This is a genomic window from Denitrobacterium detoxificans (genome assembly GCF_001643775.1).
GTDB lineage: Bacteria > Actinomycetota > Coriobacteriia > Coriobacteriales > Eggerthellaceae > Denitrobacterium > Denitrobacterium detoxificans.
Window position 1 is genome coordinate 1248651 of sequence record NZ_CP011402.1, and the last position, 23234, is coordinate 1271884.

General features: G+C 57.8%; 26 protein-coding genes. All 26 read left to right on the plus strand.

From position 1 onward, the window contains the following. Nucleotides 1–6 precede the first annotated feature (6 nt). Nucleotides 7–798: a segregation and condensation protein A gene (locus tag AAY81_RS05315; protein WP_066662305.1), complete on the plus strand. Its 792-nt coding sequence runs from the start codon at nucleotides 7–9 to the stop codon at nucleotides 796–798. Nucleotide 799: 1 nt separating this feature from the next. Next, the gene (gene scpB / locus AAY81_RS05320; protein WP_066662308.1) at nucleotides 800–1570 is read left to right on the plus strand and encodes an SMC-Scp complex subunit ScpB; all 771 of its coding nucleotides are present in this window, start codon (nucleotides 800–802) and stop codon (nucleotides 1568–1570) included. Between the two features lie 59 nt (nucleotides 1571–1629). Continuing rightward, nucleotides 1630–2352: a pseudouridine synthase gene (locus tag AAY81_RS05325; RefSeq protein ID WP_066664986.1), complete on the plus strand. Its 723-nt coding sequence runs from the start codon at nucleotides 1630–1632 to the stop codon at nucleotides 2350–2352. A gap of 48 nt (nucleotides 2353–2400) precedes the next feature. Further along, nucleotides 2401–3537, plus strand: a complete 1137-nt coding sequence (locus tag AAY81_RS05330; protein ID WP_240480552.1) for a prephenate dehydrogenase/arogenate dehydrogenase family protein — start codon at nucleotides 2401–2403, stop codon at nucleotides 3535–3537. Nucleotides 3538–3540: 3 nt separating this feature from the next. Then, nucleotides 3541–4863, plus strand: a complete 1323-nt coding sequence (gene aroA / locus AAY81_RS05335) for a 3-phosphoshikimate 1-carboxyvinyltransferase (RefSeq protein ID WP_066662317.1) — start codon at nucleotides 3541–3543, stop codon at nucleotides 4861–4863. Continuing rightward, nucleotides 4860–5537: a (d)CMP kinase gene (cmk, locus tag AAY81_RS05340; RefSeq protein ID WP_066662323.1), complete on the plus strand. Its 678-nt coding sequence runs from the start codon at nucleotides 4860–4862 to the stop codon at nucleotides 5535–5537. Before aroA ends, cmk begins: the two co-directional genes overlap by 4 nt. Beyond that, the gene (locus AAY81_RS05345) at nucleotides 5537–6325 is read left to right on the plus strand and encodes a lysophospholipid acyltransferase family protein (RefSeq protein ID WP_066662326.1); all 789 of its coding nucleotides are present in this window, start codon (nucleotides 5537–5539) and stop codon (nucleotides 6323–6325) included. The genes cmk and AAY81_RS05345 overlap by 1 nt, the downstream gene beginning before the upstream one ends. Before the next feature lie 2 nt (nucleotides 6326–6327). Further along, nucleotides 6328–7173 (plus strand): 4-hydroxy-3-methylbut-2-enyl diphosphate reductase, encoded by an 846-nt coding sequence (ispH, locus tag AAY81_RS05350; RefSeq protein ID WP_066662329.1) that lies wholly within the window; start codon nucleotides 6328–6330, stop codon nucleotides 7171–7173. Continuing rightward, on the plus strand, nucleotides 7166–8530 hold the full coding sequence (locus AAY81_RS05355) for a DUF512 domain-containing protein (RefSeq protein WP_240480553.1): 1365 nt from the start codon (nucleotides 7166–7168) through the stop codon (nucleotides 8528–8530). The genes ispH and AAY81_RS05355 overlap by 8 nt, the downstream gene beginning before the upstream one ends. A 40-nt stretch (nucleotides 8531–8570) precedes the next feature. Next, entirely contained in the window at nucleotides 8571–9887 is a 1317-nt protein-coding gene (der, locus tag AAY81_RS05360) for a ribosome biogenesis GTPase Der (RefSeq protein WP_066662335.1), read from the plus strand. Nucleotides 9888–9890: 3 nt separating this feature from the next. After that, nucleotides 9891–10535 (plus strand): glycerol-3-phosphate 1-O-acyltransferase PlsY, encoded by a 645-nt coding sequence (gene plsY, locus AAY81_RS05365; protein WP_066662338.1) that lies wholly within the window; start codon nucleotides 9891–9893, stop codon nucleotides 10533–10535. A 7-nt stretch (nucleotides 10536–10542) separates the two neighbouring features. Next, on the plus strand, nucleotides 10543–11547 hold the full coding sequence (locus AAY81_RS05370) for an NAD(P)H-dependent glycerol-3-phosphate dehydrogenase (protein WP_066662339.1): 1005 nt from the start codon (nucleotides 10543–10545) through the stop codon (nucleotides 11545–11547). 5 nt (nucleotides 11548–11552) lie between these two features. Then, on the plus strand, nucleotides 11553–12020 hold the full coding sequence (locus tag AAY81_RS05375; RefSeq protein ID WP_066662343.1) for a methylated-DNA--[protein]-cysteine S-methyltransferase: 468 nt from the start codon (nucleotides 11553–11555) through the stop codon (nucleotides 12018–12020). A gap of 65 nt (nucleotides 12021–12085) precedes the next feature. Continuing rightward, nucleotides 12086–12775 carry a ribulose-phosphate 3-epimerase gene (gene rpe, locus AAY81_RS05380; RefSeq protein WP_066662353.1) on the plus strand — a complete coding sequence of 230 codons (690 nt, stop codon included), beginning with the start codon at nucleotides 12086–12088 and terminating at the stop codon, nucleotides 12773–12775. A gap of 9 nt (nucleotides 12776–12784) precedes the next feature. Beyond that, nucleotides 12785–13987 (plus strand): cysteine desulfurase family protein, encoded by a 1203-nt coding sequence (locus AAY81_RS05385; RefSeq protein WP_066662355.1) that lies wholly within the window; start codon nucleotides 12785–12787, stop codon nucleotides 13985–13987. Nucleotides 13988–14017: 30 nt separating this feature from the next. Beyond that, on the plus strand, nucleotides 14018–14917 hold the full coding sequence (locus AAY81_RS05390; RefSeq protein ID WP_066662358.1) for a Nif3-like dinuclear metal center hexameric protein: 900 nt from the start codon (nucleotides 14018–14020) through the stop codon (nucleotides 14915–14917). Between the two features lie 5 nt (nucleotides 14918–14922). Continuing rightward, on the plus strand, nucleotides 14923–15642 hold the full coding sequence (locus AAY81_RS05395; RefSeq protein WP_066662360.1) for a zinc ribbon domain-containing protein: 720 nt from the start codon (nucleotides 14923–14925) through the stop codon (nucleotides 15640–15642). Continuing rightward, complete coding sequence (locus tag AAY81_RS05400) at nucleotides 15606–16511, plus strand: reverse transcriptase-like protein (RefSeq protein WP_082867880.1); 906 nt, start codon at nucleotides 15606–15608, stop codon at nucleotides 16509–16511. The genes AAY81_RS05395 and AAY81_RS05400 overlap by 37 nt, the downstream gene beginning before the upstream one ends. Before the next feature lie 25 nt (nucleotides 16512–16536). Then, nucleotides 16537–17232, plus strand: coding sequence for an AzlC family ABC transporter permease (locus tag AAY81_RS05405; protein WP_066662373.1), 696 nt, complete (start codon nucleotides 16537–16539; stop codon nucleotides 17230–17232). Beyond that, nucleotides 17219–17542 (plus strand): AzlD domain-containing protein, encoded by a 324-nt coding sequence (locus AAY81_RS05410; protein ID WP_177168523.1) that lies wholly within the window; start codon nucleotides 17219–17221, stop codon nucleotides 17540–17542. Before AAY81_RS05405 ends, AAY81_RS05410 begins: the two co-directional genes overlap by 14 nt. A 189-nt stretch (nucleotides 17543–17731) precedes the next feature. After that, nucleotides 17732–18076 carry a 50S ribosomal protein L19 gene (gene rplS, locus AAY81_RS05415; protein WP_066662376.1) on the plus strand — a complete coding sequence of 115 codons (345 nt, stop codon included), beginning with the start codon at nucleotides 17732–17734 and terminating at the stop codon, nucleotides 18074–18076. A 69-nt stretch (nucleotides 18077–18145) separates the two neighbouring features. After that, nucleotides 18146–18934, plus strand: a complete 789-nt coding sequence (locus tag AAY81_RS05420; RefSeq protein ID WP_066662379.1) for a ribonuclease HII — start codon at nucleotides 18146–18148, stop codon at nucleotides 18932–18934. 105 nt (nucleotides 18935–19039) lie between these two features. Next, a complete protein-coding gene (locus AAY81_RS05425; RefSeq protein ID WP_066662382.1) occupies nucleotides 19040–19489 on the plus strand; it encodes a YraN family protein in 450 nt (149 codons plus the stop codon). A gap of 1 nt (nucleotide 19490) precedes the next feature. After that, entirely contained in the window at nucleotides 19491–20996 is a 1506-nt protein-coding gene (locus AAY81_RS05430) for a YifB family Mg chelatase-like AAA ATPase (protein WP_066662385.1), read from the plus strand. Then, a complete protein-coding gene (gene dprA / locus AAY81_RS05435) occupies nucleotides 20993–21988 on the plus strand; it encodes a DNA-processing protein DprA (RefSeq protein ID WP_240480554.1) in 996 nt (331 codons plus the stop codon). The genes AAY81_RS05430 and dprA overlap by 4 nt, the downstream gene beginning before the upstream one ends. Nucleotides 21989–22089: 101 nt before the next feature. Next, nucleotides 22090–23202 carry an Ldh family oxidoreductase gene (locus AAY81_RS05440; protein ID WP_066662387.1) on the plus strand — a complete coding sequence of 371 codons (1113 nt, stop codon included), beginning with the start codon at nucleotides 22090–22092 and terminating at the stop codon, nucleotides 23200–23202. Nucleotides 23203–23234 lie beyond the last annotated feature (32 nt).

Genomic DNA, 23234 nt, shown 5'->3' on the forward strand with positions numbered 1-23234 from the left:
CGGTAGATGTCGTATCGCGTTCGCACAGAGAGCTTTGAGGGCCCGTTCGACCTTCTGCTGTATCTGGTTAGCCGCCAGAGAGTAGACATCGGTGCCATCTCCATTACGGAGATTGCCGATCAGTACCTCGACGAAGTTTCGCATATGGAAAACGTGGACTTGGATGTCGCGAGTGACTTTCTGCTCGTGGCATCCACGTTGCTCGAGATCAAGGCTGCAGCCCTGCTTCCCAAGCCCAAGGACAACCTCGTGGAGGAATACGAGGAGATTGGCCCCATGGAAGCGCGCGACATGCTGGTGAAGCGCCTACTTGCATATACTCAGTTCAAGAATGCGGCTGCCGAACTTTCCGCGCGATACGATTCAGAGCTTCGCTTGCATCGTCGTAGTGCGGGCCCCGACGAGAGCCTGCTTACGCTTATGCCCGACTACCTGGAAGACGTGACGCTCGATTCGCTTGCGTACCTCTGCGCTCAGGTCATGGGCCATCGCGATCCGTTCTTGCTCGAAAGCGAGCACATTGCGGCGAAGCCCATTCCCGTGGAAGTTCATGTGCGCGCCATTCATACCCGCATTCGCAATCAGAAGCACGCCCGCTTTAGCGATTTGCTTACGAGTCGTGCGAGCAAGCCCGTTATCGTCGTCACGTTCCTGGCCATTTTGGAGCTGTATAAGCGCGGCATGGTGACGGTTCGCCAGTCCGAGGCATTCGGCGACATCGACATTGACTTTATCGAGGGCTCTGGCGAGCTCTTCCTCGAGGGCGAAGGCGCCCTCACCAGCGTTCAGGAGGCGTAGCATGTTCGAAGGCTTGAGCGAGAACCAGCTGACCAGCGCCATTCAGGCGATGCTATTCGTGACGGACGGTCCCGTTTCTACTATTACCATGGCCGACATGCTTCAGGTGGAACCTTCCGTTGTGGAATCGGCCTGCGTCGAGCTGCGTGCGCGTCTGCTCGAAGACGAAGAGGGCATTCAGCTTACCGAGGTTGCAGGTGGCTGGCGTTTGTGCACACATCCTGCCTTTCACGAGCTGCTCGAGGCCTATGTCCTCTCGTGGGATACGCGCAAGCTTTCGCAGGCTGCCTTGGAGGTTCTTGCGGTCGTTGCCTATTCCCAGCCCGTCACGCGTGCCGGCGTTGCCGACGTTCGTGGCGTCAATTCCGATAGTTCGCTGAACTCCCTGATGGAAAAGGGGCTTGTGAGGGAAGTCGGTACGTCGGATGCTCCGGGTAATCCGACGCTCTATGGAACGACGCCCGCTTTCCTGGAGAAGTTCGGCCTTCGTTCCCTGAAGGATCTTCCCGACATCACCGAGTTTGCCCCCGACGACGAGACGCGCGATTTCATTCGCACGCGCCTTTCCGCCACGCGTGGTTATATTCCGCCCGTTCGCGAGACTGAGGCGCTTGACGAGCCAGCGGTCGAGCAGGAGTCTATCGATGATGTCGAGCCTGGTCAGCAGCAGAGCATGGATGATGCGATGCGCCAGATGATGGCGGGTGCCCTGGCGGAAGCCGCGGGCGCCGTCGAGAAGATCGATTTTGACGACCTGGAATTCGAGGAGTAAGCGTGTCTGACATTCGCGATATTGGCTGGGAGGAGCGCATCGAGGGGCATGCATTCCCCATGCGCTTGCAGAAGTACCTCGCCCGGGCCGGCGTTGCTAGCCGCCGTGGCTCCGAAAGCCTTATCACCGCCGGTCGCGTAGAGGTTAACGGTATCGTTGTCACCGAGCTTGGCAGCAAGGTCGACCCTCTGGAAGATGAAGTGGCCGTCGATGGGGTAGTGGTCGTTTGGGGTTCTTCCCATGTGGTGCTGGCCTTGAACAAGCCCTCGGGCATCATCACCACCATGAAGGACTATCGCGGGCGCCGTTGCGTTGCGGATATCATGCCCTGCGATGAGTATCCCGGGTTGTATCCCATTGGCCGCTTGGACAAGGACACGACGGGTCTTTTGCTCTTCACCACTGATGGCGAACTGGGGAATGGCCTGTTGCATCCCAGTCATCACGTGACCAAGGTATACCATGCTACGGTGACTGGCATCATGACCGAAGCCGAGGCCCAGCAGCTTCGCGAGGGCGTTTTGCTCGAGGATGGCATGACGGCTCCGGCTGAAATTTCCGTCATCTCTAAGTCGCGCAATCGATGCGTGGTGGAGCTTGCCATTCACGAGGGTCGAAAGCATCAGGTGAAGCGTATGTGCAAGGCGGTGGGGCATCCCGTCGAGCATCTCGACCGCGTTTCTTTTGGCCCCATCGAAACGGGATCGCTTAAGCAGGGCGTTTGGCGTAAGCTCGACGATGAAGAGACCGCGGCTTTATATCGAGCCGCCGGTCTTGCGTGATAGTATTACGTTCTGAATTTCGGACCTCTGATGAATGCGGGGTTGCGGGTGGATACCAGCAGATACAAGAATATCGCCGTGGTTGGACTTGGGCTCATTGGCGCATCCTGCGCCGCTCGGATTCGCCAGTTTGACGAATCCATACGCGTATTTGGCGTCGATACCGATGAAGTCACCCTTGTGAAGGCCGTGCAGAATGGATGGGTTACGGGTGCTTCGCTTCCCGATGGCGAGGCGTTTGAGTCCTTCGTTCGCAACGAGTGCGAGCTGGTCATTCTGGCTACGCCCGCAACGGCTGCACGCGCCTATTTCGAGCAGCTTGTATCGTGGGGCTATTCTGGCATCATTACCGATACCGCATCCACCAAGGCTCGCATTTGCTCCGATGCCGCTGACGTTCTCCCCGATATCAGTCGCTTCATTCCCGGTCATCCCATGGCGGGCTCCGAGGTGAATGGCATCGAGGGTGCGCGCGTCGACTTGTTCGAAGGCGCACATTGGATTGTCTGCCCTAATGAGGACACTCCTGCCGATGATTACCTGGCACTCCACGAGCTGCTTACGGGCATGGGCGCGCGTGTCATCTCGCTTCCCCGTGAAGACCATGATCGAGCTATTGCCATCGTGAGCCACGTACCTCATTTTGTGGCGTCCTCCCTGGTGGAGCTTGCTGCCAATCATGCCGACGATCAAAAGGCCCTGTTCCGCCTGTGTGCGGGTGGCTTCAAGGATTCCACGCGCATTGCCGCGGGCTCGCCCGAACTGTGGGCGGGAATCGCCTTCGACAATAAGAAGGCCTTGCATGATGGCTTGGTGGAGATGAGCCAGATTATCGCTCGGTTCATTGCCGCCCTGGAGCACGACGATCGTGCGGAGCTTACCGCCCTGCTCGATCATTCTGCGAAAATCCGCAGGTCAATACCGAAGAAATGGCTGCCTGACAGCGAAAACCTGCTTGAGGTTCGCATCCCCATGGAGAACCGCAAGGGCATGGTCGCCGAGGTGACCACCATTGCCAGCAAGGTCGGATGCAACATTCAGTCAATCGAAATCGACCATCTTACCTCAAGCGCTGCTGTTCTTGATATGATACTTACCGATGAGGGGGATATCGGGCGACTCTCCATTGAGCTTCTCAATGCCGGTTTCCGCGTATCCTTGCTTCCTTTGAGTGTGAAGGAGTAGGCCATGAGCGAGCAAACTACCGTTATCAATCCGCTGCCGGCCCCTTTGAATGGCAGCACCAGGGTTCCTGGTGATAAGTCCATCTCTCATCGCGCCGTGCTCTTTTCGGCTATGGCCGAAGGCACCTCGCGTGTTTCCGGCGTGCTCGATTCGGGCGATGTGAGGTCTTCCATTCGCGCCGTTCAGGCGTTGGGTGCCAAGGTTTCGCTTGAGAAGCAGGTCGACGGCAGCCTTTCTGGCGGCATTACCGGTTGGGGAGAGCGAGGTCCCATCCAGCCCGATGGCCCCATCGATTGCGGCAATTCCGGCACCACGGTTCGCCTGCTCATGGGCGTATTGGCCCCGTGGGATATCGAGGTTGAGCTTACGGGCGACGATTCCTTGCGCAAGCGCCCCATGCGCCGCATAACCGCGCCGCTCATGAAGATGGGGGCCCAGTTCAGCCCTGCTGGCAGAGAGACGCTGCCCATCACCATTCACGGCTCGCGTCCGCTGCGCGCCATCGAATACGACGCTCCCATGGCGTCTGCCCAGCTGAAGACTGCTGTCCTGCTTGCCGGCCTGGGCGCTACGGGCAAGACGATTCTGAACGAGCCCGCCATCTCGCGTAACCATACCGAGCTTATGCTTCCCGAGTACGGCGCCGTTACCACGGCAGCAGAACGCGTTGCCACGGTGAAGGGCCCCTGCACGCTGCGTTCGTGCGAGGTGAACGTTCCGGGCGACCCTTCGTCTGCCGCGTTTCTGGTGTGCGCCGCCCTGCTGAAGCCCGGTAGCGAGGTTCAGATCGAAAACGTCAGTCTCAATGCGGGGCGCATTGGCTTTACCCGCACGCTCGAGCGCATGGGTGCTAACGTTTCCATCGAGGGCTTGGGCACGTCCGGCAAAGAGCCTTATGGCATTATTTCCGCACGTTATACGCATGAACTCGTTGGTTGCGAGATTCCCGCCGACAAGATTGCCTCTGTCATCGACGAGATTCCCGTTCTTGCGTTGGTTGCCGCCCATGCTCGCGGCCTTACCGTTTTCCGCCAGGTGGGCGAGTTGCGCGTGAAGGAAGCCAACCGCCTGAAGGCCACCATCGACGGTCTCTCTCAGCTTGGCGTCGACGCCTGGGTTGAGGGCGACGACCTCTACATCGAGGGCCAGCCCGACCTGCAGGTGCCCGACGGCTTGGTCTTTAACTCCCATAAGGACCATCGCATGGCGATGACCTGGTCTCTTGTGGGCCTTTGCGGCGATAAGCCGGTTACCATCGTAGATTTTGACTCAATTAAGATTAGCTTCCCCACGTTCCTGGGAAGCCTGGAGGGGCTTGCCCGATGATTATTGCCATAGACGGACCTTCGGGTGCCGGTAAATCGACCGTTTCCAAGGCTGTTGCCAGGAAGCTTGGTTTCTCATGTCTCGATACCGGGGCCATGTATCGTTCCATCGCGTGGTTTGCCCTGCGCGAGGGCGTAGAGCTTTCCGATGCCGCAAGCCTGGGCGTCATTGCACGCGCCAAGGAGATTTCCTTTGGGCTTACGCCAGGTGACCCGCTTCCCAGCAAGGTCTACATTGACGGTATCGACGTTACCCGTGACATTCGCACGGCTCGCATTGACAAGGCCGTGAGCGCCGTTGCCGCGCACCCCAGCGTGCGAGAGGCGCTCGTTATGCAGCAGCAGCGCATTGGCGCCAACGGCAATTACGTCGTCGAGGGCCGAGATATTGGCACTGCTGTGTTCCCCCATGCCGAAGTGAAGGTCTTCCTTACGGCCAGCGACGAGCAGCGTGCGCTTAGGCGCCTGCGCCAGAACAAGAGGCGGGGCATTGGCTCTACCGATTACGAAGAAGTGCTTTCCGATATCAAGGCGCGCGACCGCTTTGATTCTTCCAGGGCTGCTTCTCCGCTCAAGCCCGCCGAAGACGCGGTGCTGCTCGATTCCAGCACGCTTTCCATCGACGAGGTCGTGGGCTCCATTTGCGATTTGGCTCAGGAAAAGGCGGTTATGTAATGAAGTTGTTCCTGACGCTCGAGGAAATGTGGGATCGTCCCCTGGGTGGAGAGGACCGTACGCACGAGATTCCGCATTGGTGCGGCAATATTTGCTACGTAATCGTGGGTCTGGTGCTGAAGATTGCGTTCCGCTTCAAGGTGCACGGAAGGGAAAACCTTCGTGCCGCCCGCGGCAAGCAGGGACTGTGCCTTTGCTCCACGCATACATCCTTCCTGGACGTAGCGTTTCTTTATGTTGCCGTACGTCCGAGTCAATGGGTGCGCTTCATGGCGCGCGATAGCTTGTTTACGGGCTCTCAGCTTGGCGCCCAGATTATCGCGCGCGTTGGGGCGTTTCCCGTTACTCGCGATTCCGCCGATCGTACGAGCGTGAAGCGCGCGACGCGCATGTTGCGTAACAAGGAAGTCGTGGGCATTTTCCCCGAGGGTACGCGTCGTGGTAAAAGCGAAAACACGCCTTCGTTGCATGCGGGTGCAGCACTCGTGGCGCGCATGGGAAAGGCACCCCTGGTGCCTACGGCCGTGCGGAATGTCGAGAAGATCAAGCGCAAGGGCGAACGCGTGCGCTTCCCCCGCGTTCACGTGCTCTTTGGTGAGCCCATCGACGTGAAATCGTTCGAATTCCTTCCCAAGGAGGATAGGCTCGAAGGCGCTGTGTGGTACGTGATGCGTGAGAGCTTCGCGCTCCAGCGCGACGTTCCCGCCGATCAGATTGATATGGTTGAGCTGTTTCCCGAGACGAAGGATTACAGCCAGGTCTTCGCCGAACATCCGATTCGGGGGTAGCCATGGAAGTCATTACCGCATCCTGTGCTGGCGCATGCTACGGCGTGAAACGTGCGCTACGCCTTGCAGAACGAGCTGCCGAATCGGGGCGTCCCACCCAGACGCTTGGCCCGCTTATTCATAATCCGCAGGTTGTCGACCGCCTGGCCGCCAAGGGCGTGGGCGTGGCCAATGCTCCTGCGGAAGTAAGCGGCGAATGCGTGATTATTCGAAGCCATGGCGTAACCCCGCAGGTTCGCCAGGATATCGAAGAGCGCGGCGTGAGCATCATCGATGCTACGTGTCCCCATGTGCTGCGTGCCCAGCGTGCCGCCAAGGAGCTTGCCGAAGAAGGCAGGACCGTCGTGGTGGTGGGCGAGAAGAGCCATCCCGAGGTAGAGGGCCTGCGTGCGTGGGCGGAATCCGTGAGCGATCGTGTGGTGGTTGCCAGCGACGCGAGCGAACTTCCCGCCGACCTGCATGGTCCCCTTGGCGTTGTCGTGCAGACGACGCAGCGTCGCGCCATGCTCGAAGACGTGCTTTCCAAACTTGATGCACGCGGCTTGGATTACGTGCTTGAAGACACTATTTGCAACGCCACGAGCACGCGTCAGAGCGCAGCCGAGGAACTGGCTTCCACGGTTGACGCCATGGTCGTAATTGGCGGACATAATTCCTCCAATACCACGCGTCTGTATGAGATTTGTTCGGCCATTTCCCCGCGCACGTTTCATATCGAGACGCCCGACGAGCTCAAGCGCGAGGATTTCGCTGGCTGCAAGCGCGTTGGCGTAACGGCCGGCGCGTCTACTCCCGATGACATCATTCAGGAAGTCGTACGCGTTCTCTCGGAAGAATTCGATGCCTAGGTCCGCTTCGACACCCGTAGCCTGGATTAAGGACGTCTTGCCTGGCTCTCCCGCAGATGATGCCGGGTTCACGCCGGGCTGCGGCTTGCTAGCCGTTGACGGGCATCCCATCCGTGATGCCATCGACTGGCGCTGGTATACCGACGATTACGAGATCGAGCTTACGTATGTCGATGCCGATGGCGATACGGGTACGGTCGTGCTGGAGCGCGAGGAGGGCGAGACGTGGGGCTTCGATTTTACGAAGGCCATCTTCGACGACCTCATGCTCTGCCGTAACGCCTGCAAGTTCTGCTTCATGCGCCAGCTTCCCGAAGATGCGCGTGATACGCTTACGCTGCGTGACGATGATTATCGCCTGAGCTTCCTGCAAGGTACGTTCGTCACGTTCACCAATATTGGCCCCGAAGACGAAGAGCGCATCATCGAGCAGTTCATCTCTCCGCTGCGTTTTTCCCTTCACGCTATCACGCCCGAGGTCAGGCGCGACGTTATTGGCAAGCATGCCCCGCGTGGCATCGAGGTTGCAGAGCATCTTCTGGAAGCCGGCATTCAGGTGCATGCTCAGATCGTGCTCATGCCTGGCGTGAACGATGGGGAAGAGCTGCGTCGTACGCTCGAGTGGGCGTATGCGCACCCGGGAATTCTTTCCGTTGGCATCGTTCCCCTTGGGTTTACGAAGCACCAGACGTCGTTTGAGTTCAGCTTCAACGACCGGGGCATGGCGCAGCAAGTCATCGATTGCATTGAACCGTTCCAGCTCCGCGCCATGGAAGAGCGCAGCGATGCTTGGGTGTTCTGTTCCGATGAGTTCTATCGCAATGCCCATCCCGATGATTTGCTCGACTATCTTCCTCCTGCGGAGTTTTATGGCGGGTTCGATTTGTTCGAAGATGGCATCGGGATCGTTCGCTCGTTCGTGGACGACTGGAATGCCTGCCCCGATGCGCAACTTGCCTGCGCCCAGGCCATACGGGAATCGGGCAAGCGCGTTCTGTTCGTATGCGGATGCGCCCAGCGCGAGTTCTTCACGCCGCTTATTGAGAAGAGCCCACTTGCTGGCTTGCTTGTGCCGTTCTACGTGAAGAACGAGTACTTTGGCGGCAACGTCGACGTTACGGGCCTGCTTTGCGGATGCGATATCTCAGCCGCCCTGGCAACCGTCTCCTCGGAAGACGATTACGCCTTCGCGGCGCTTCCCAAGGTCATTTTGAATGCCGACGGAGTCACGCTTGATGATATGACCGTGAGCGATATGGAGGGCGCCTCAGGCCTGCATATTCATGTGGTATCCTGCGTAGCATCGGAATTTCTTCCCCAGATCGCCCAGATGTGCGGCAGTTCCGCGCGGCGATAGTGGGGTTTCTCGCAAGCGCTTCCAAGCGAAAGGCGGAATAATGGCGAAGCATCTGGTGGCCGTGGTCGGCCGTCCGAATGTCGGTAAATCCACATTCGTCAATCGTATTGCTCAAGCGGATGACGCTATCGTTCATTCCATGCGCGGCGTTACGCGCGATCGTTCCTATCACGAAGCCGATTGGAATGGCGAAAGCTTTACGCTCATCGATACGGGTGGCATTGAAATGGGTGACGAAGACGCATTTCAGACGTCCATTCGCAATCAGGCTTTCACGGCTGCTAACGAATGCGATGTCATTCTCTTCGTGGTCGATGGCAAGACGGGGATCAATGCCGACGACGAGGAGGTGGCGCGTAGCCTGCGCAAGGCGAATGTGCCCGTGCTCTTGGTCGTGAACAAGATCGACGACCCCAACAATCTCGATTCCATCTACGAGTTCTACAACCTTGGCCTGGGTGATCCTTGGCCGGTTTCCGCGCTGCATGGCACGGGTACGGGCGACTTGCTCGACGAGACGGTGAAGCTCCTGCGCGAGGCGCCCGAGCGCTTCGACCCGAACGCGGAAGACGCCATCAACGTTGCCATTATTGGCCGTCCGAATGCGGGCAAGTCCTCCATTACCAACATGCTGTCCCAGAACGATCGCTCTATCGTGAGCGACGTTGCGGGCACTACGCGTGATGCCATCGACACGGTCGTTCATCACGAGGGGAAGGCGTATCGCCTGGTCGATACGGCTGGTTTGCGTCGCAAGAGCCAGATTGACGAAGACGTGGAGTATTACGGCTTCGTGCGCTCCATGCGCGCCATCGACCGCGCCCAGGTCGTGCTTCTCATGGTAGATGGCACGCTTGGCCTTACCGATCAGGATCAGCGCATTGCCGGTTTCGCCGCCGAGCGCGGATGCGCCATGGTTATCGTGTTGAACAAATGGGACATCGTGGAAGGTGCCGAGGCGAAGGAACGCGTGCGCGACCAGGTGGCGGAACGCCTGCAGTTCGTTTCGTACGCTCCCGTTATCGCCGTTTCGGCGCTTACGGGCAAGAACACGCATCGCATTTGGGAAATGATCGACAAGGCGTATGCGGGATACAACGCCCGCGTTTCCACGAGCGCTCTCAATAACTGGCTTGCCGAGATTCGCGATTTTGGTCATAGCATCTCGCAGGGTAAGAAGCTCCTGAAGTTGAAGTACGCCACTCAGACGGCTACGTGCCCGCCTCAGATCACGTTCTTCGCAAACCATCCCGAAATCGTTACCGACAATTACGAACGCTATCTCGAGGGCCGTTTGCGCCGCAGCTTCGAATTCACCGGTACGCCCATTCGCATCAAGTTCAAACGGAAGGATTAACCCTTGCAGTCGCCCATCGTACTCATTGTCGTACTGGCCATTTCGTTTCTGCTTGGTTCGCTTCCCAGCGGTGTCATCATCGGCAAATGCATATATCACGTTGATATTCGCGAGGTTGGCTCGGGCAATATCGGCACTACGAACGCCATTCGCGCATTTGGCAAGAAGGGCGGTTATCTGGTCTTCCTGATGGACTTTGGCAAGGGCCTGCTTGCTGGGTTGCTTGCCATGCTCATCACGTCGGCTTTTGCCTCCGCCGAGGGTATGTTTACCACGGGTGACGCCATGGCCATGGCGCTTGCCGGCGGATGCCTGGGCCACGTGTTTTCGCCTTGGCTTGGGTTCCATGGTGGTAAGGGCATTGCCGTGTCCGTTGGCGCCCTCTTTTTTGTCTTCGGCCCCGTTCCCGCCCTAATCGAACTCGCTTCGTTCATCGTGGTCGTGGTGCTAACCAAGTATATTTCCGCGGGCTCCATCACGGCTGCGGTGCTCTGCCCGTTCATGTCGTTCTACGTGTTCTGGGGCGATTGGTTCGCCGCCATCGTTTGCGCGCTCGTGGGCATCCTGGTGGTGTGGGCGCATCGTGCGAACATCTCCCGCTTGCGTGCGGGTACTGAAAACCGCATTGGCAGCTCTAAAAGGGGGTAGTCTCTGTATGAAAATCGGCGTCATCGGTGCAGGTTCCTGGGGTACTGCCATTGCCCAGATGCTTGGGAGCAATGGCCAGAACGTGAACATTTGGGCTCGCAGGCCCGAAGTCGTCTCTTCCATTAATTGCGATCACGTGAACCCACGTTATTTCAGCGATGTTGAGCTCTCGCACAACATCGTTGCTACCGTTGGGTATCGCGATTGCCTGTACAACGCCGACGCCGTTGCCGTTGTCACGCCTTCGAAGCTGTTGCGTGGCGTAGCTCGTGCGCTTGCTCCCATTGCAAGCGATACGCTCCCCATCGTCATCTGCAGCAAGGGCGTGGAAGCCGAAAGCGGTTTGCTTCCCGTGCAGATCTTCGAGCAGGAGATGGGCAACCCTGATCGCTTTGCCGTGCTCTCGGGGCCCAATCATGCCGAGGAAGTCATTCAGGGCATGCCGGCTGCTACGGTCATCGCATCCAAGTCGCCCGAAGTGGCCGCGTTCCTGCAGCAAGCGTTTGCGAGCGACCATTTCCGCACCTACACGTGTTCCGACGTCGTGGGCGTTGAGATTTGCGCTGCCTGCAAGAACGTGATTGCGTTGGCGGTGGGCATGTCATTTGGCCTTGGATACGGGGACAATACTGCTTCGCTGCTCATGACGCGCGGTCTGGCGGAGATGAGCCGTCTGGTGAATGCCCTTGGTGGTGAGGCCATCACGTGTATGGGCCTTGCCGGTACGGGCGACCTAATTGCCACGTGCACTTCCCAGCACTCGCGTAACCGCCGCTTCGGCGAGATGGTGGCGCGCGGTGGCACGCTCGAGGAGTTTACCAACGAAACGCACATGGTCGTTGAAGGTGCGTACGCATGCCAGACGCTCCTTCCGCTGGCGAAGAAGGCCGGTGTGGAAATGCCCATAACCGAAGCCGTACGCCAGGTAATTTGGGAAGGCGCCGACCCTCGTGTTGAGGGGTTGTCTCTGAGCGATCGTCCTCTCAAGCAAGAGTTCTACGGCTTGGGCTAGCCTCCATGCTCAGGCAAACGCATTTCGCATACAACACGCCCCTGGGGCATCTCACACTTTCGTCGAATGGCGAAGCCATAACCGGTCTTGCCTTTGGCGCGGTAGAGCTCGATGGGGAAGAGGCCCCCACCTTGCTTACGAACAGGGCGGCTAACGAGCTCCAGGAGTACTTTGCCGGCAAGCGCCAGGCGTTCACCGTACCTCTTAGCGTTTCCGGATCGGCATTCCAGGAATCCGTTTGGCATGCCATTGCGCGTATTCCATATGGGCAGACTAGATCGTATTCCGATATCGCCGCATCGGCGGGGAGTCCGGGCGCGTATCGCGCATGTGGCATGGCCGCGAATGCCAACCCCATACCCATTTTCATTCCGTGCCACCGCGTTATTGGCGCCAACGGGAAGCTCGTTGGATATGCGGGAGGCATGGATATCAAGGAATTCCTGCTCAATTTGGAAAGAGATTATGCCTAGTTAATTCCTGGGGGTTACAATCGGGTGGCTTTGAGGAACTACTTGCTGTAATCGAAAGGTCTGGCATGTTCGAAACGGTCCGCGTATCGCCTTCAATTTTGTCCTCCGATTTCATGAACCTTCAGTCAGAGATTGCTTCCATCGAGGCAGGTGGTGCGGATTGGGTTCATGTTGACGTCATGGATGGCCATTTCGTTCCGAATCTCACCATCGGTGTACCTGTTGCGCAGCAGCTCGCGCGCATTACGTCTATGCCGCTCGACGTGCATCTCATGATTTCGAATCCACTTGTCCAGCTTCCCTGGTTCCTTGCTTCGCAGCCGTATATGGTCACCATTCACTGGGAAGCGCTCGACCCCGCATGTCCGAATGACGAAGCCAGGAAGGCCGTCGAGCTCATTCACGAGGCTGGCTCGAAGGCCGCAATCGCGTTGAAGCCCGACACCGATGTTTCCGTTCTTGCCCAAACCATTGGTCTTTGGGATATGGTCCTGGTCATGAGCGTGTTCCCGGGCTTTTCCGGGCAGTCGTTCATCGAGGAAACGCCCAATCGCATCCGTCAGGTCGTTCAGCTTGCAAAGGAAGCGGGCGCATCTCCGCTCATCCAGGTGGATGGTGGCATCAATCCCACCACGGCCGCTCTCGTTGGCGCAGCGGGTGCTGATGTCATGGTTGCTGGCAATGGCGTCTTTAAGGCGGCCGATCGCGCCGCCGCCATCGAATCTATTCGTCTTTCTGCTGGTAACGCACGTTAGGAGCACGAAATGGATCGCGTGTATTTCGACTGGGCGGCCACGACGCCGTTGTGCCAGGAAGCGCAGCAGGCAATGGAACCGTATATGCAGGCGGGCATGGGCAACATCGCCGTTGGAGCGAATGCGAACTCCCTTCATTCCGAAGGTCGTGCGGCGTTTGCCGCGCTCGAGCAAGCACGTGCTGACGTTGCCCGTTGCATTGACGCGCGTCCCGATGAAATCATCTTCATGAGTGGCGCTACCGAGTCCGATAACATGGCTCTTTTGGGGATATCGCATGTCGCCTTCGGGGAACTCAAAAAGAGCGGCCGTTCCAGCGTGAGAGGGCATGTTGTCGTATCGGCAATCGAGCACGATGCCGTTTTCAAGACGGCGCGTATGCTCGAACGCATAGGCGTTGACGTTTCGTACCTGCAGCCCGATGCCAACGGCTTTGTTGCGCCCGAGGATCTCAAGAAGGTTTTGCGGCCCGATACCTTCCTCGTTTCCGTTATGCTCGCGAATAACGAAATCGGATCGATTCAGCCTATTGCCGAGCTTGCAAATGTGGCGCATGGGGCGGGCGCACTATTTCATACCGATGCTACGCAGGCTTTGGCGAAGATGCCCGTCTCGGTGCGCGATTTGGGCGTGGATGCCATGAGCTTTTCCTCTCATAAAATTTGCGGCCCGAAGGGCGTAGGTGCACTTTTCCTGCGCCATGGCGTTTCGTGCGACCCTCTCATTTTGGGTGGCGGTCAGGAATCGGGCATGCGCAGTGGCACTCAGAATGTCGCTGGCGTGGTAGGCTTCGCCGCTGCAATGAAGAGGTTCTGCGGTGATTCCGATGCGATTGCCGCAGAGGCGGCAAGGCAGCGTGCGTTGCGTGATTCCCTGTACGAAGGACTTTTGAAGTATCCCCAGGTAGTCAAGACGGTTGATTGCAACGAGGGCGATGCAAACTATCTACCCAACATCGTTAACGTCTGCGTGCGTGGTTTGGAAAGCGAAACGCTCATTCTTCGTTTCGATAGGGAAGGCGTTTCCCTTTCGGGTGGTTCGGCGTGCAGCTCGCATTCCCTCGAGCCCAGTCGCGTCCTGAAGACCATTGGCATCGAGCGAGATCTTGCCCTTTGCAGCCTTCGTTTCAGCTTTGGCGCATTTACGACCGCCCAGGATGTGCAATATGTCCTCCAGACGTTTGATCGCGTGGTGAATTGGAATAAGCGCTAAAATGGTACGTGCATTTTAGGGGTTGATCCAATGGTCAATAGCACGAAGAGTTCTACCAACGGCGCCCATGATTTGGCGCCCGTTCATGCCGAGACGCTAAGCGTGCCCGGTACTGGTTCCTTTACGGTTGGCGACATCGAGCGCGCCCTGCTTTCGCTCTTTCCGAAAAACCAGGCGGAATCCTGGGACAAGATGGGCCTGCTTGTGGGAGACCCTTCCGTTCGGGTAACGAATGTGGGCATTGCTCTCGACCCCACGCTTTCCGCGGTACGCCAGGCTCATCGTATGGGGTGCCAGCTTCTGCTTACGCATCATCCCGTGTTCATCGAGGCCCCCGAATCGTTCACGCCCGCTTCTCAGAGCGTTGTTTCGCCTGGTTCCGTGGTGTTCGAAGCTGCCAGGTTGGGCGTTGCCCTCATGAACTTCCATACCGCGCTCGACGTTAATCCGCGCGTGCCCCAGCTGATTTCTTCAATGCTTGGGCTTTCGTTCCAGGGCATCGTCGATGTCGTCTACCCCGAATCTCAGCGGGGATATGGCCATCTTTGCTATCCCAATGAGGAATCGATTACGCTGCGCACCCTTGCTGCGCGCTGCGTTTCCGTGTTTGGACGTATCCCGCGCGTGTGGGGTGATTTCGATATGCGCGTCCAGAGCGTCGTTACGTGTACGGGCTCGCAGGGAGATTTGGCCCAGATATGTGTTGAACGGGGCCATGATGTGCTAATTTGCGGCGAGATACGCTATCATGACGCTCTTCCCGCAGCAGAGGCGGGATTGGGAATCATCGAGCTTGGGCATGATGTCAGCGAATTGCCGCTGTGTCTCGTGCTCGCCGATGCGCTAGAGGAAATTGGCATGGCTCGTACGGCTATGCATATCATCGACCAGAACTGCAATTGGCTAACACCCGAAGCGGTGAGAAAGTAGGAAGCATGCAGGCTACAGCTGAACAGATTCAAGCCCTCGAATCCCTGCAGGACATCGATCGCCGCCGGCTGCGTGCCCGTATGGAGGTCGAGTCTCTTCCTCATGGGAAGAAGATCGCCGAAATCCGCCACAAGCGTGCTCAGGCCGACGCCAAGCGTGCGCAGGTGGAAGCCATTCTGGCCAAGGCCGAAGAGCAGATGAATCGCTATTCCGAAGAGGACGAGCAGCTCGAGGGCAAGCAGCGCGAAACGCAGGCGAAGATCAACGAGGTGCAGGGCGATTACCGTAGCGTTACGTCCCTCACGCGTGATCTCGACGGGATGCGCAAGCGCCGCGAGACGCTCGAGTTCGAAATGGGCAAGCTTGACAAGAAGATCGAGGAAATCCGCTCGGTTGCCGAGCAGGCTGGCAAGGTCGTAGCTACGCTCTCCTCGCAGGAAACCAAGCTTACTGAGCAGTTCCGCACCGAGACCGCTCGTCTTCAGAACGAGATCGCACAGGCCGACTCCGAGCGCGCCTCCCAGGTAAAGCTCGTGCACGAGCCGCTGCTTTCCACGTACGAAGCTGCGCTCGAGCGTTGTGGCGGCGTTGCCATCGCAAAGCTCGACGACACGCGCTGCTCTGCCTGTCGCAACGTCATCGAGGCGAATAGGCTTCTGCAGATCAAGCGTGAAGCCCCCATTTCGCAGTGTCCCCATTGCCGTCGCCTGCTGCTCATCGACTAGTGTCTACGGGCGTTCTCTACATAGACGGCGCCTCTCACGGCAATCCGGGCCCTTCTGCGTGCGCTTTCGCCTTGCTATCTGAATCGGGTGGGGAAGTGTCGCATGGTGCCTGGTACCTGGGCGATGCCACGAACAACATTGCGGCTTACATGGCGCTCATTTGGGGCATGCAGAATGCCCTGGCAAGCGGGTTTACCGCCGTTGATGTGCGCTGTGATAGCCAGCTCGTGGCCCTGCAGATGGGCGGCGCGCTGAAGGTGAAGACGGCCGATCTAGTTCCCCTGTATCGCAAGGCGTCCGATTTGGCTGGACGCTTCGAATCGTTTTCGATTACGCGCATTCGCCGCGCCGAAAATCACGCCCTGAACGAATTGGCGTGCGAGGCTCTTGACGAGCGCTCGCATAGTGGATCCTATGCGGTGCCTCTCGACGCTGGTCAGGATACGCTCTTCCAGGTACGTGACGAGGCGGAGTCTCCAATTGAGTCTGTTTTCAGCCCCGATGCGTCGTTCCTGTACAAGGGTGGCTATTACGAGCTCACCATCAAGAGTCGCTTCGAGCAGATCACTCCTACCGGTGACCCCGTTACGTGGAGCGTGGAAGCGCGCGTGTCCTCGGAAGAGCTTGACGCGCAAGGTCGCGTCATCTCGTTGGGGACCATGCAGCAGATGCTCGCCGATGTTATCGATGGCCTTGATGGCGCCGATCTTTCCCGGCAAGAGCCTTTCGATGCTCTGCCCGCTACCATGGAGCACCTGGCGCGCGTTATTTTCTGGCGTTTGGATCCTGCCTTGCCTCCGCGCGTTCAGCTTGATGAGGTCGGTATATGGTCTTCGGCTATAGGAGCTAAAATCGTGTATCGCCCGTAGAGGGCAATGTCTATACTACCCAGGTATGGTTAGGAAAGACACATTCTCAAGCGCGCTCAAGGCGGCTATTCCCGTTATGGCTGGCTACGTCGGTATCGGCGTCCCGTGCGGAATCATGGAAAGCTCGGTTGGGCTCAATGCGCTCATGGCATTCGCCGTGAGCATGACGTTCTATTCTGGTGCCGGCCAGTTCATGGTGTCCAGCATGTGGCTTGCGGGAAATCCCGTTTCCGCAATCGTAGCGTCGGTCTCGTTCGTAAATACGCGCCAGATGCTGTATTCCACTGCGTTCGCGCCGTATTTTGCCGGCGTAAAGAAGTGGCTTACCTTCCTGTTTTCCGCCACGGTCACCGACGAGAGCTTTGGCGTGAACATGGGTTTGTTCAGGCAGGGTGGCTGGCGTCCGGCGCAGGCTACGCTCGTTAACTTGCTGTGCATGACCACCTGGGCGCTTTCCAATTCCGTGGGTGTGCTTATAGGAGACGCCCTCTCCATACCCACTGCCATTGCCTCCTTTGCCATGACCTCGATCTTCATCTGCCTGCTCGTTACGCAGAAGTTCGATCGAACCAATATCGTCGTGGTCGTCGCATCCTTTGTGGGCGTGTTTCTGTTCAAGCTCATTGGCCTTTCGGGGGCTGCCATCTTGCTTGGCGCCTGCCTAGGCGTTGCCTGCGGAATGCTCTTCCGCCGAATTGGAGGTCATCGTGAGCTGGTCTGAGTTTCTGCTCATCTATGGATTGTGCCTGGTGGCTATCGTGCTCTGCCGCTGCGTACCCATATTTGCTCTGAAGGGGCGCGATTTGCCGCGTAACGTGCAGACGGCGCTCTTCCTTATCCCGCCTGCTGCGTTTGCCGCGCTCGTCGCGAACGACCTGCTTTCGCCCACAATGTTCGACGCGGGAGTGTGGCAGGGTGTCATGCCCCTGCTGAGCGCTGCCGTTGTCGTGGTTGTTGCGTGGAAAACCCGCTCGTTGATTTGGTGTGCCCTCGCTGGCGTTGCGGTATATGCGATACTAACCCTGCTGTAAGCAGCGTGCATGGTGCCGCTAGTTCTAAACCGTTGGGGCGGTCGAAGCTTTGGGGGATAAGTCCAGCTCCCAAAACCTTCATAACCAGGAACTGCTTCTTGCAGAACCAAGGTTAGGGCGTTATACTTTTCAATCGCGTCTTTACCGGACATTCAGTTTTGAATTGCAAAAATAGAAGGACAACGAACAATGGATATCATTCGCGCTATTGAACAGCAGCAAATCAAGCAGGACATTCCTGAGTTTCATGTGGGCGATACCGTAAAGGTGCACTATCGTATTACCGAGGGTAACCGCGAGCGTATCCAGGTTTTCCAGGGCGACGTCATCCGTCGTCATGGCGCTAGCAACCGCGAGACCTTCACGGTTCGTAAGATCAGCTTCTCCATTGGCGTTGAGCGTACCTTCCCCGTGCATTCCCCCAAGATCGACAAGATCGAGGTTGTCCGTCACGGTGATGTTCGTCGCGCCAAGCTCTACTACCTGCGTGACAAGGTTGGCAAAGCTGCCAAGATCAAGGAAAAGGCATTCTAGGCTTAACACGCCATTGGGATGTTCGGGGGCCTGCTTGCAGGCCCCTTCTTTTATGCAAGGGGAACGTTGATGAAGCAGAATTTCCATACCGCACAGGATATCGTCGATCGTCTACGCGTAGCAGACGAAGCCGAACTGTCTACGCTCGAGCGCTCGCTTGCTGCCGATACGCGCAAGACCGTTCAACGGGCACTTGCCAGCGCGCGTCGTCGCATCGAGGCGGAACGAGTCGAACGGGAGCGCGTGGAGGGCATGTATTCCTTCCAAGACGAGCTTGCGTCTGGAAAGCTGCTCGTGGGCCTGGACGAAGTTGGTCGCGGCCCGCTTGCGGGTCCCCTTACCGTTGGCGCGGTGGTTCTGCCGAAGGAGCCCGTCATCTATGGGCTGAATGATTCGAAGCAGCTTACCCCTCAGCGAAGGGAAGAGCTCGCAGCACAAATCAAGGAGCAGGCGCTTGCCTGGTCCATTCAATACATTCAGCCGCGCGATATAGATGAAAACGGCATGACGGCTTCGTTGCGTGCGGCTTTTTCCGCGGCTATTCGCGACATCGAGGACAAGGGCGTAGACGTTCAAGTCGTTTTGCTTGACGGCAATGCGCTTCATCTCGATAGCCGCGAAATCAACGTCGTAAAGGGCGATGCTCGCTGTGCGAGCATTTCGGCTGCCTCCATCATTGCCAAGGTGGAACGTGATGCGCTTATGGTTCAGTATGCTAATGAGTATTCTGAATATGGTTTCGATGGCAACAAGGGCTATGGTTCCGCCGCTCATATTGAAGCCATCAAGCAATATGGGCTTTCGCCCATTCATCGTGCTTCGTTCTGCACTGCGTTCGTTCAGGATAAGCTCTTCTAGTCTTGCAAGCTTTGCGCGACGCTTTGGCGACGATTCTGCGATGAATAACGTATCGCTTCGTTAGAGCGTACACGTACCTTGGACCCCATGTAGAAAGGGGTCCATATGGAAAAGGCGAATACCGTAAATCATGTCTTTGGCGCAACGGATGAGGCCAAATCCGAGTCATCGTCGTCGAGCCACAATATCGAATTGGGTAAACGGGGCGAAGATGCCGCTGCCGCCTACCTAAGTCAACGAGGCTACAACGTTCTGGCGCGCAATTGGCGTTGTCCTGCAGGAGAGGCCGACATTGTAGCGGCTGACGAAAATGGTCTTCATTTCATCGAGGTGAAGACGCGCATGAGCGAGCGTCGTGGTTTCCCCGCAGAGGCGGTCGACGAGAAGAAGCGTCAGAAATACGAACGCATGGCGGAGATATATCTGTGTGACCGCGGAATCGACGAAGATGAATGCGACGTTTACTTCGATATCATCTCGATTCTGGTTGGCGATAACAATCGTGCGTTCCTCCGCTTTCACAAGAACGCGTTCGGACGCGAATGCGAGCACTAGCATGACGCGGAAGCAATGTAGCGTCATGAGCGCCACCATCGTGGGTGTAAAGGCCATCCCGGTCTCTGTAGAAGTCGCCATCACTAGCGGCATCCCCGGCTTTGCCATCGTCGGCATGCCCGATGCCGCTATCCAGGAAGCGCGCGAACGCATTCGGTCTGCCATCAAGGCATGCGGCTACACCATGCCGCGTGAAAAAGTGGTGGTGAACCTTGCTCCTGGCTCGCTTAGAAAGACGGGTTCGGGGTTCGATTTGCCCATCGCCGTTGCGCTGCTCGTGGCAACCGGACAGATTGAGCCGAGCATTGTGAGTGATGCGCTGGTTGTAGGCGAGCTTTCGCTCGAGGGAGGCGTGCGCCCCATACCCGGCATGCTCGCGTATCTTCTATGCGCGCGTGACCTTGGCGTAAAGTTGCTTTGCCCGCATTCCGATGTGGCGTGCTTTCCCGATGATTCCAACAATGACATCGTGGTTTTGCGGCATCTGGGAGCGTTTTCCACGGGAGAATTCGAGCATCCGTGTTCCACCTGCGGGCTGATGCTCGCCATAGAACCCGATTATGCTGACATTGGCGGCCATGAGTTCGAGAAGCGCGCCATGCAGATTGCCGCTGCCGGCAATCATGGCGTATTGCTTATGGGGCCTCCGGGTTCGGGCAAGACCATGCTTGCTTCTCGTCTACCCAGCATCCTTCCTCCGCTTTCCGAGCGCGAGATTATGGAAACTGCCTGCGTCCATTCGGTTGCGGGGGAGGACGTGTCGGCGATTCTTCGCGGCGTTCGGCCGTTCAGGTCTCCCCATCATTCCGCGACAATGGCTGGCTTGGTTGGAGGCGGATCCGTTATTCGCCCAGGTGAGCTTACGCTTGCGCATAATGGCGTACTGTTCCTAGACGAGTTGGGCGAGTTCTCGGGTCATGTGCTGCAGTCCATTCGGCAACCCTTGGAATCGGGGCGCATTACCATCACGCGCGCCAACGGCAACGTTGAAATGCCCGCGCGATTCATGTTGGTCGCGGCAAGCAATCCGTGTCCGTGCGGCTATTTCGGTGACGAGAAGATATCTTGCACCTGTTCTCCCGCGCGCGTCAGCGATTACCAGAATCGCATTGGCGGTCCCCTCATCGACCGCATCGATATCTGTCTCGATGTTTGGCGCAGCGATTACGAAGACGTCGTGTCATCCGGCTCTAGCCTCGATTCGGCTACGCTTCGTGAGGGTGTTCTTGCAGGTAGGGAGTTTGCATATGAAAGATGGCGACGAAGCGATGCGCCCCTGGCTGTCTCCACGCACGACATGTTGCGTGCCTGCATGATGGAAGGGGAGACCGAACGCTTTTTCAAGGGCATGGCCGAGGCGCATATTCTTTCGGGTAGGGGCATCATGCGCGTTCTTTCCGTTGCTCGCACCATTGCCGATATCGAACAAAGCGTGCGCGTTACCGACGACCATATAGCCGAAGCGTTCAGCTTGCGCGTGCGTTCACAGATTGGGGCTGCAGCATGACGAGCGCGTTCGAGATTCCTACGGAGGCGCAGGCGAAGCTCGATCAGAAGCGCATGGGCTTTCGTGGCTATTCTGGCCCCAAGCTGAAGGGGGAGCGCGTGGTATTGCGCGCCAGCGAGGCCGATTTCCCTGCACAGCTTAGGGCTATTCCACATCCACCGAACGAGTTGTACGTAATCGGAAACCCTGCAGCGCTCCAGGAGGGTTTGGCTATCGTGGGGGCGCGGAAGGCCACGCCGTATGGCTTGGCCTGCGTAGACGAATTCGGCGGCATGGCGGCACGTGTTGGTATTTCCATTATCTCGGGTGGTGCTCGGGGGTGCGATTCGCGCGCCCATGAAGCCGCCCTGCGGGAAGGCGCGCCAACGGTGGCGTTTCTGGGTGGCGGATGCGACCAGGTCTATCCCGCGAACAATTACGGCTTGTTCCAGCGTATCGTCGATGCGGGTGGTGCCATCGTCTCGGAACAGCCATGGGAATTCCCTGCGGTTCCCTATGCTTTCAGGCTGAGAAATCGCCTGATAGCTGGCCTTGCCCGCGCCACGCTCATCGTGGAGGCGGGGCTTCCCTCGGGTACCTTTTCCACGGCAGATGAGGCTCTTCAGGCGAATAGGGACGTGCTCGTAGTGCCAGGCGCTATTACGTCACCAACCTCTGCTGGCTCGAATCGCCTGCTCTACCAGGGTGCCACGCCCGTGGTGGATAGGGAATCGTTTGAAGACTACCTGCTTTCCACCTTTGGCATGCTGAGCTTTTCGCATGTCGAACCTTCCAAGAAGCACTCGAAGGGGAAGGCCGACCCGGTGCTACGGGCCCTGTTGGCCGAACCGATGCGCATGGATAGGCTTATCCGCGTCATGGGCGAAGCGGGCACTGTTTCGGGCGATGCCAGGGTGCGTGTGCAGAAGCGCGTAGCCGAACTGGAACGTGATGGCGTTATTGCCCGATATCCCGATGGAAGATATGGTCCCAAGCGGATAGGCGTACTTTAGCGCGGTGTATTCTCTTCACGTAGAGTTTTCAATCCTCGCGTGAGCTGGTATATGCGGCCGTATAATGTGCCCACTGAATTCAATCATGCGAAAGGTGCGCTATGGGTTACGTGAAGTGGAGTTTCGATACGCTCGATCGTTTCTGCGGGGATGTCTTCTCCGCCTTCGGTTTTTCCGAGGAAGACGGCAACATCATCAAGGACGTTCTGCTCACCGCCGATTTGTTTGGCATCGAAAGCCACGGCATGCAGCGCATGGTTCGCTATCACAAGGGCATTGAAAAGGGCACTATCCACCCCCAGGAGAAGCCCGAAGTCGTATTCGATACCCCTATTTCCGCCGTTATCGACGGTCATAACGGCATGGGCCAGCTCGTGTCTCATTTTGCCATGACCAAGGCTATCGAAAAGGCCAAGCAGTCGGGCGTTGGAATTGTGAGCGTGCGCAATTCGAACCATTACGGCATCGCTGGTTACTACGCTAAGATGGCCGTTGACGAGGGCCTTATGGGCTTCAGCTGCACGAATTCCGAAGCCATCATGGTTCCCACCTTCGCACGCAAGGCCATGCTTGGTTCGAACCCTATCGCCATTGCCATGCCTGCCGATCCGTATCCGTTCTGGTTCGATAGCTCCACGTCCGTCGTTACGCGTGGCAAGCTGGAAATCTATAACAAGCGCGGGGAAGCGCTGCCCGAGGGCTGGGCGCTCGACGAGAATGGCAATCCCTGCTCCGAAGCGCCGCGCGTGCTGAAGAACATCGTCGAGAAGAACGGCGGCGGCATCATGCCCCTGGGTGGCAACACCGAAAAGCTTGGTAGCCATAAGGGCTATGGTTACGGTATGGTCTGCGAGCTGTTTAGCTCCATTCTTTCCCAGGGCGTATTCTCCAGCTCCTGCTGCACGTTCGACGACAAGACTGGCATCTGCCACGGCTTCATGGCCATCAATCCCGCATACTTCGGCGATCCCGATGCCATTCGCGCGCACCTGTCCGAATTTATGGAAGAGCTGCGCAATGCGCCCAAGGCCGAAGGCGCCGAGCGCATTTACACGCATGGCGAAAAGGAAGTGCTTGCCGAAAAGGAACGTCGCGAAAACGGCATTCCCGTTAACGACGGCACCATGGTGGAAATTGGGCTCTTCGGTGGTTTCTGTGGGAGAGATTCCGGCATAGGCCCAGCTCAGCGGGCGAAAACAACGATCTGGAACTGAAACGGCCCCGGGAGGGGCCGTTTCCGCGTCAT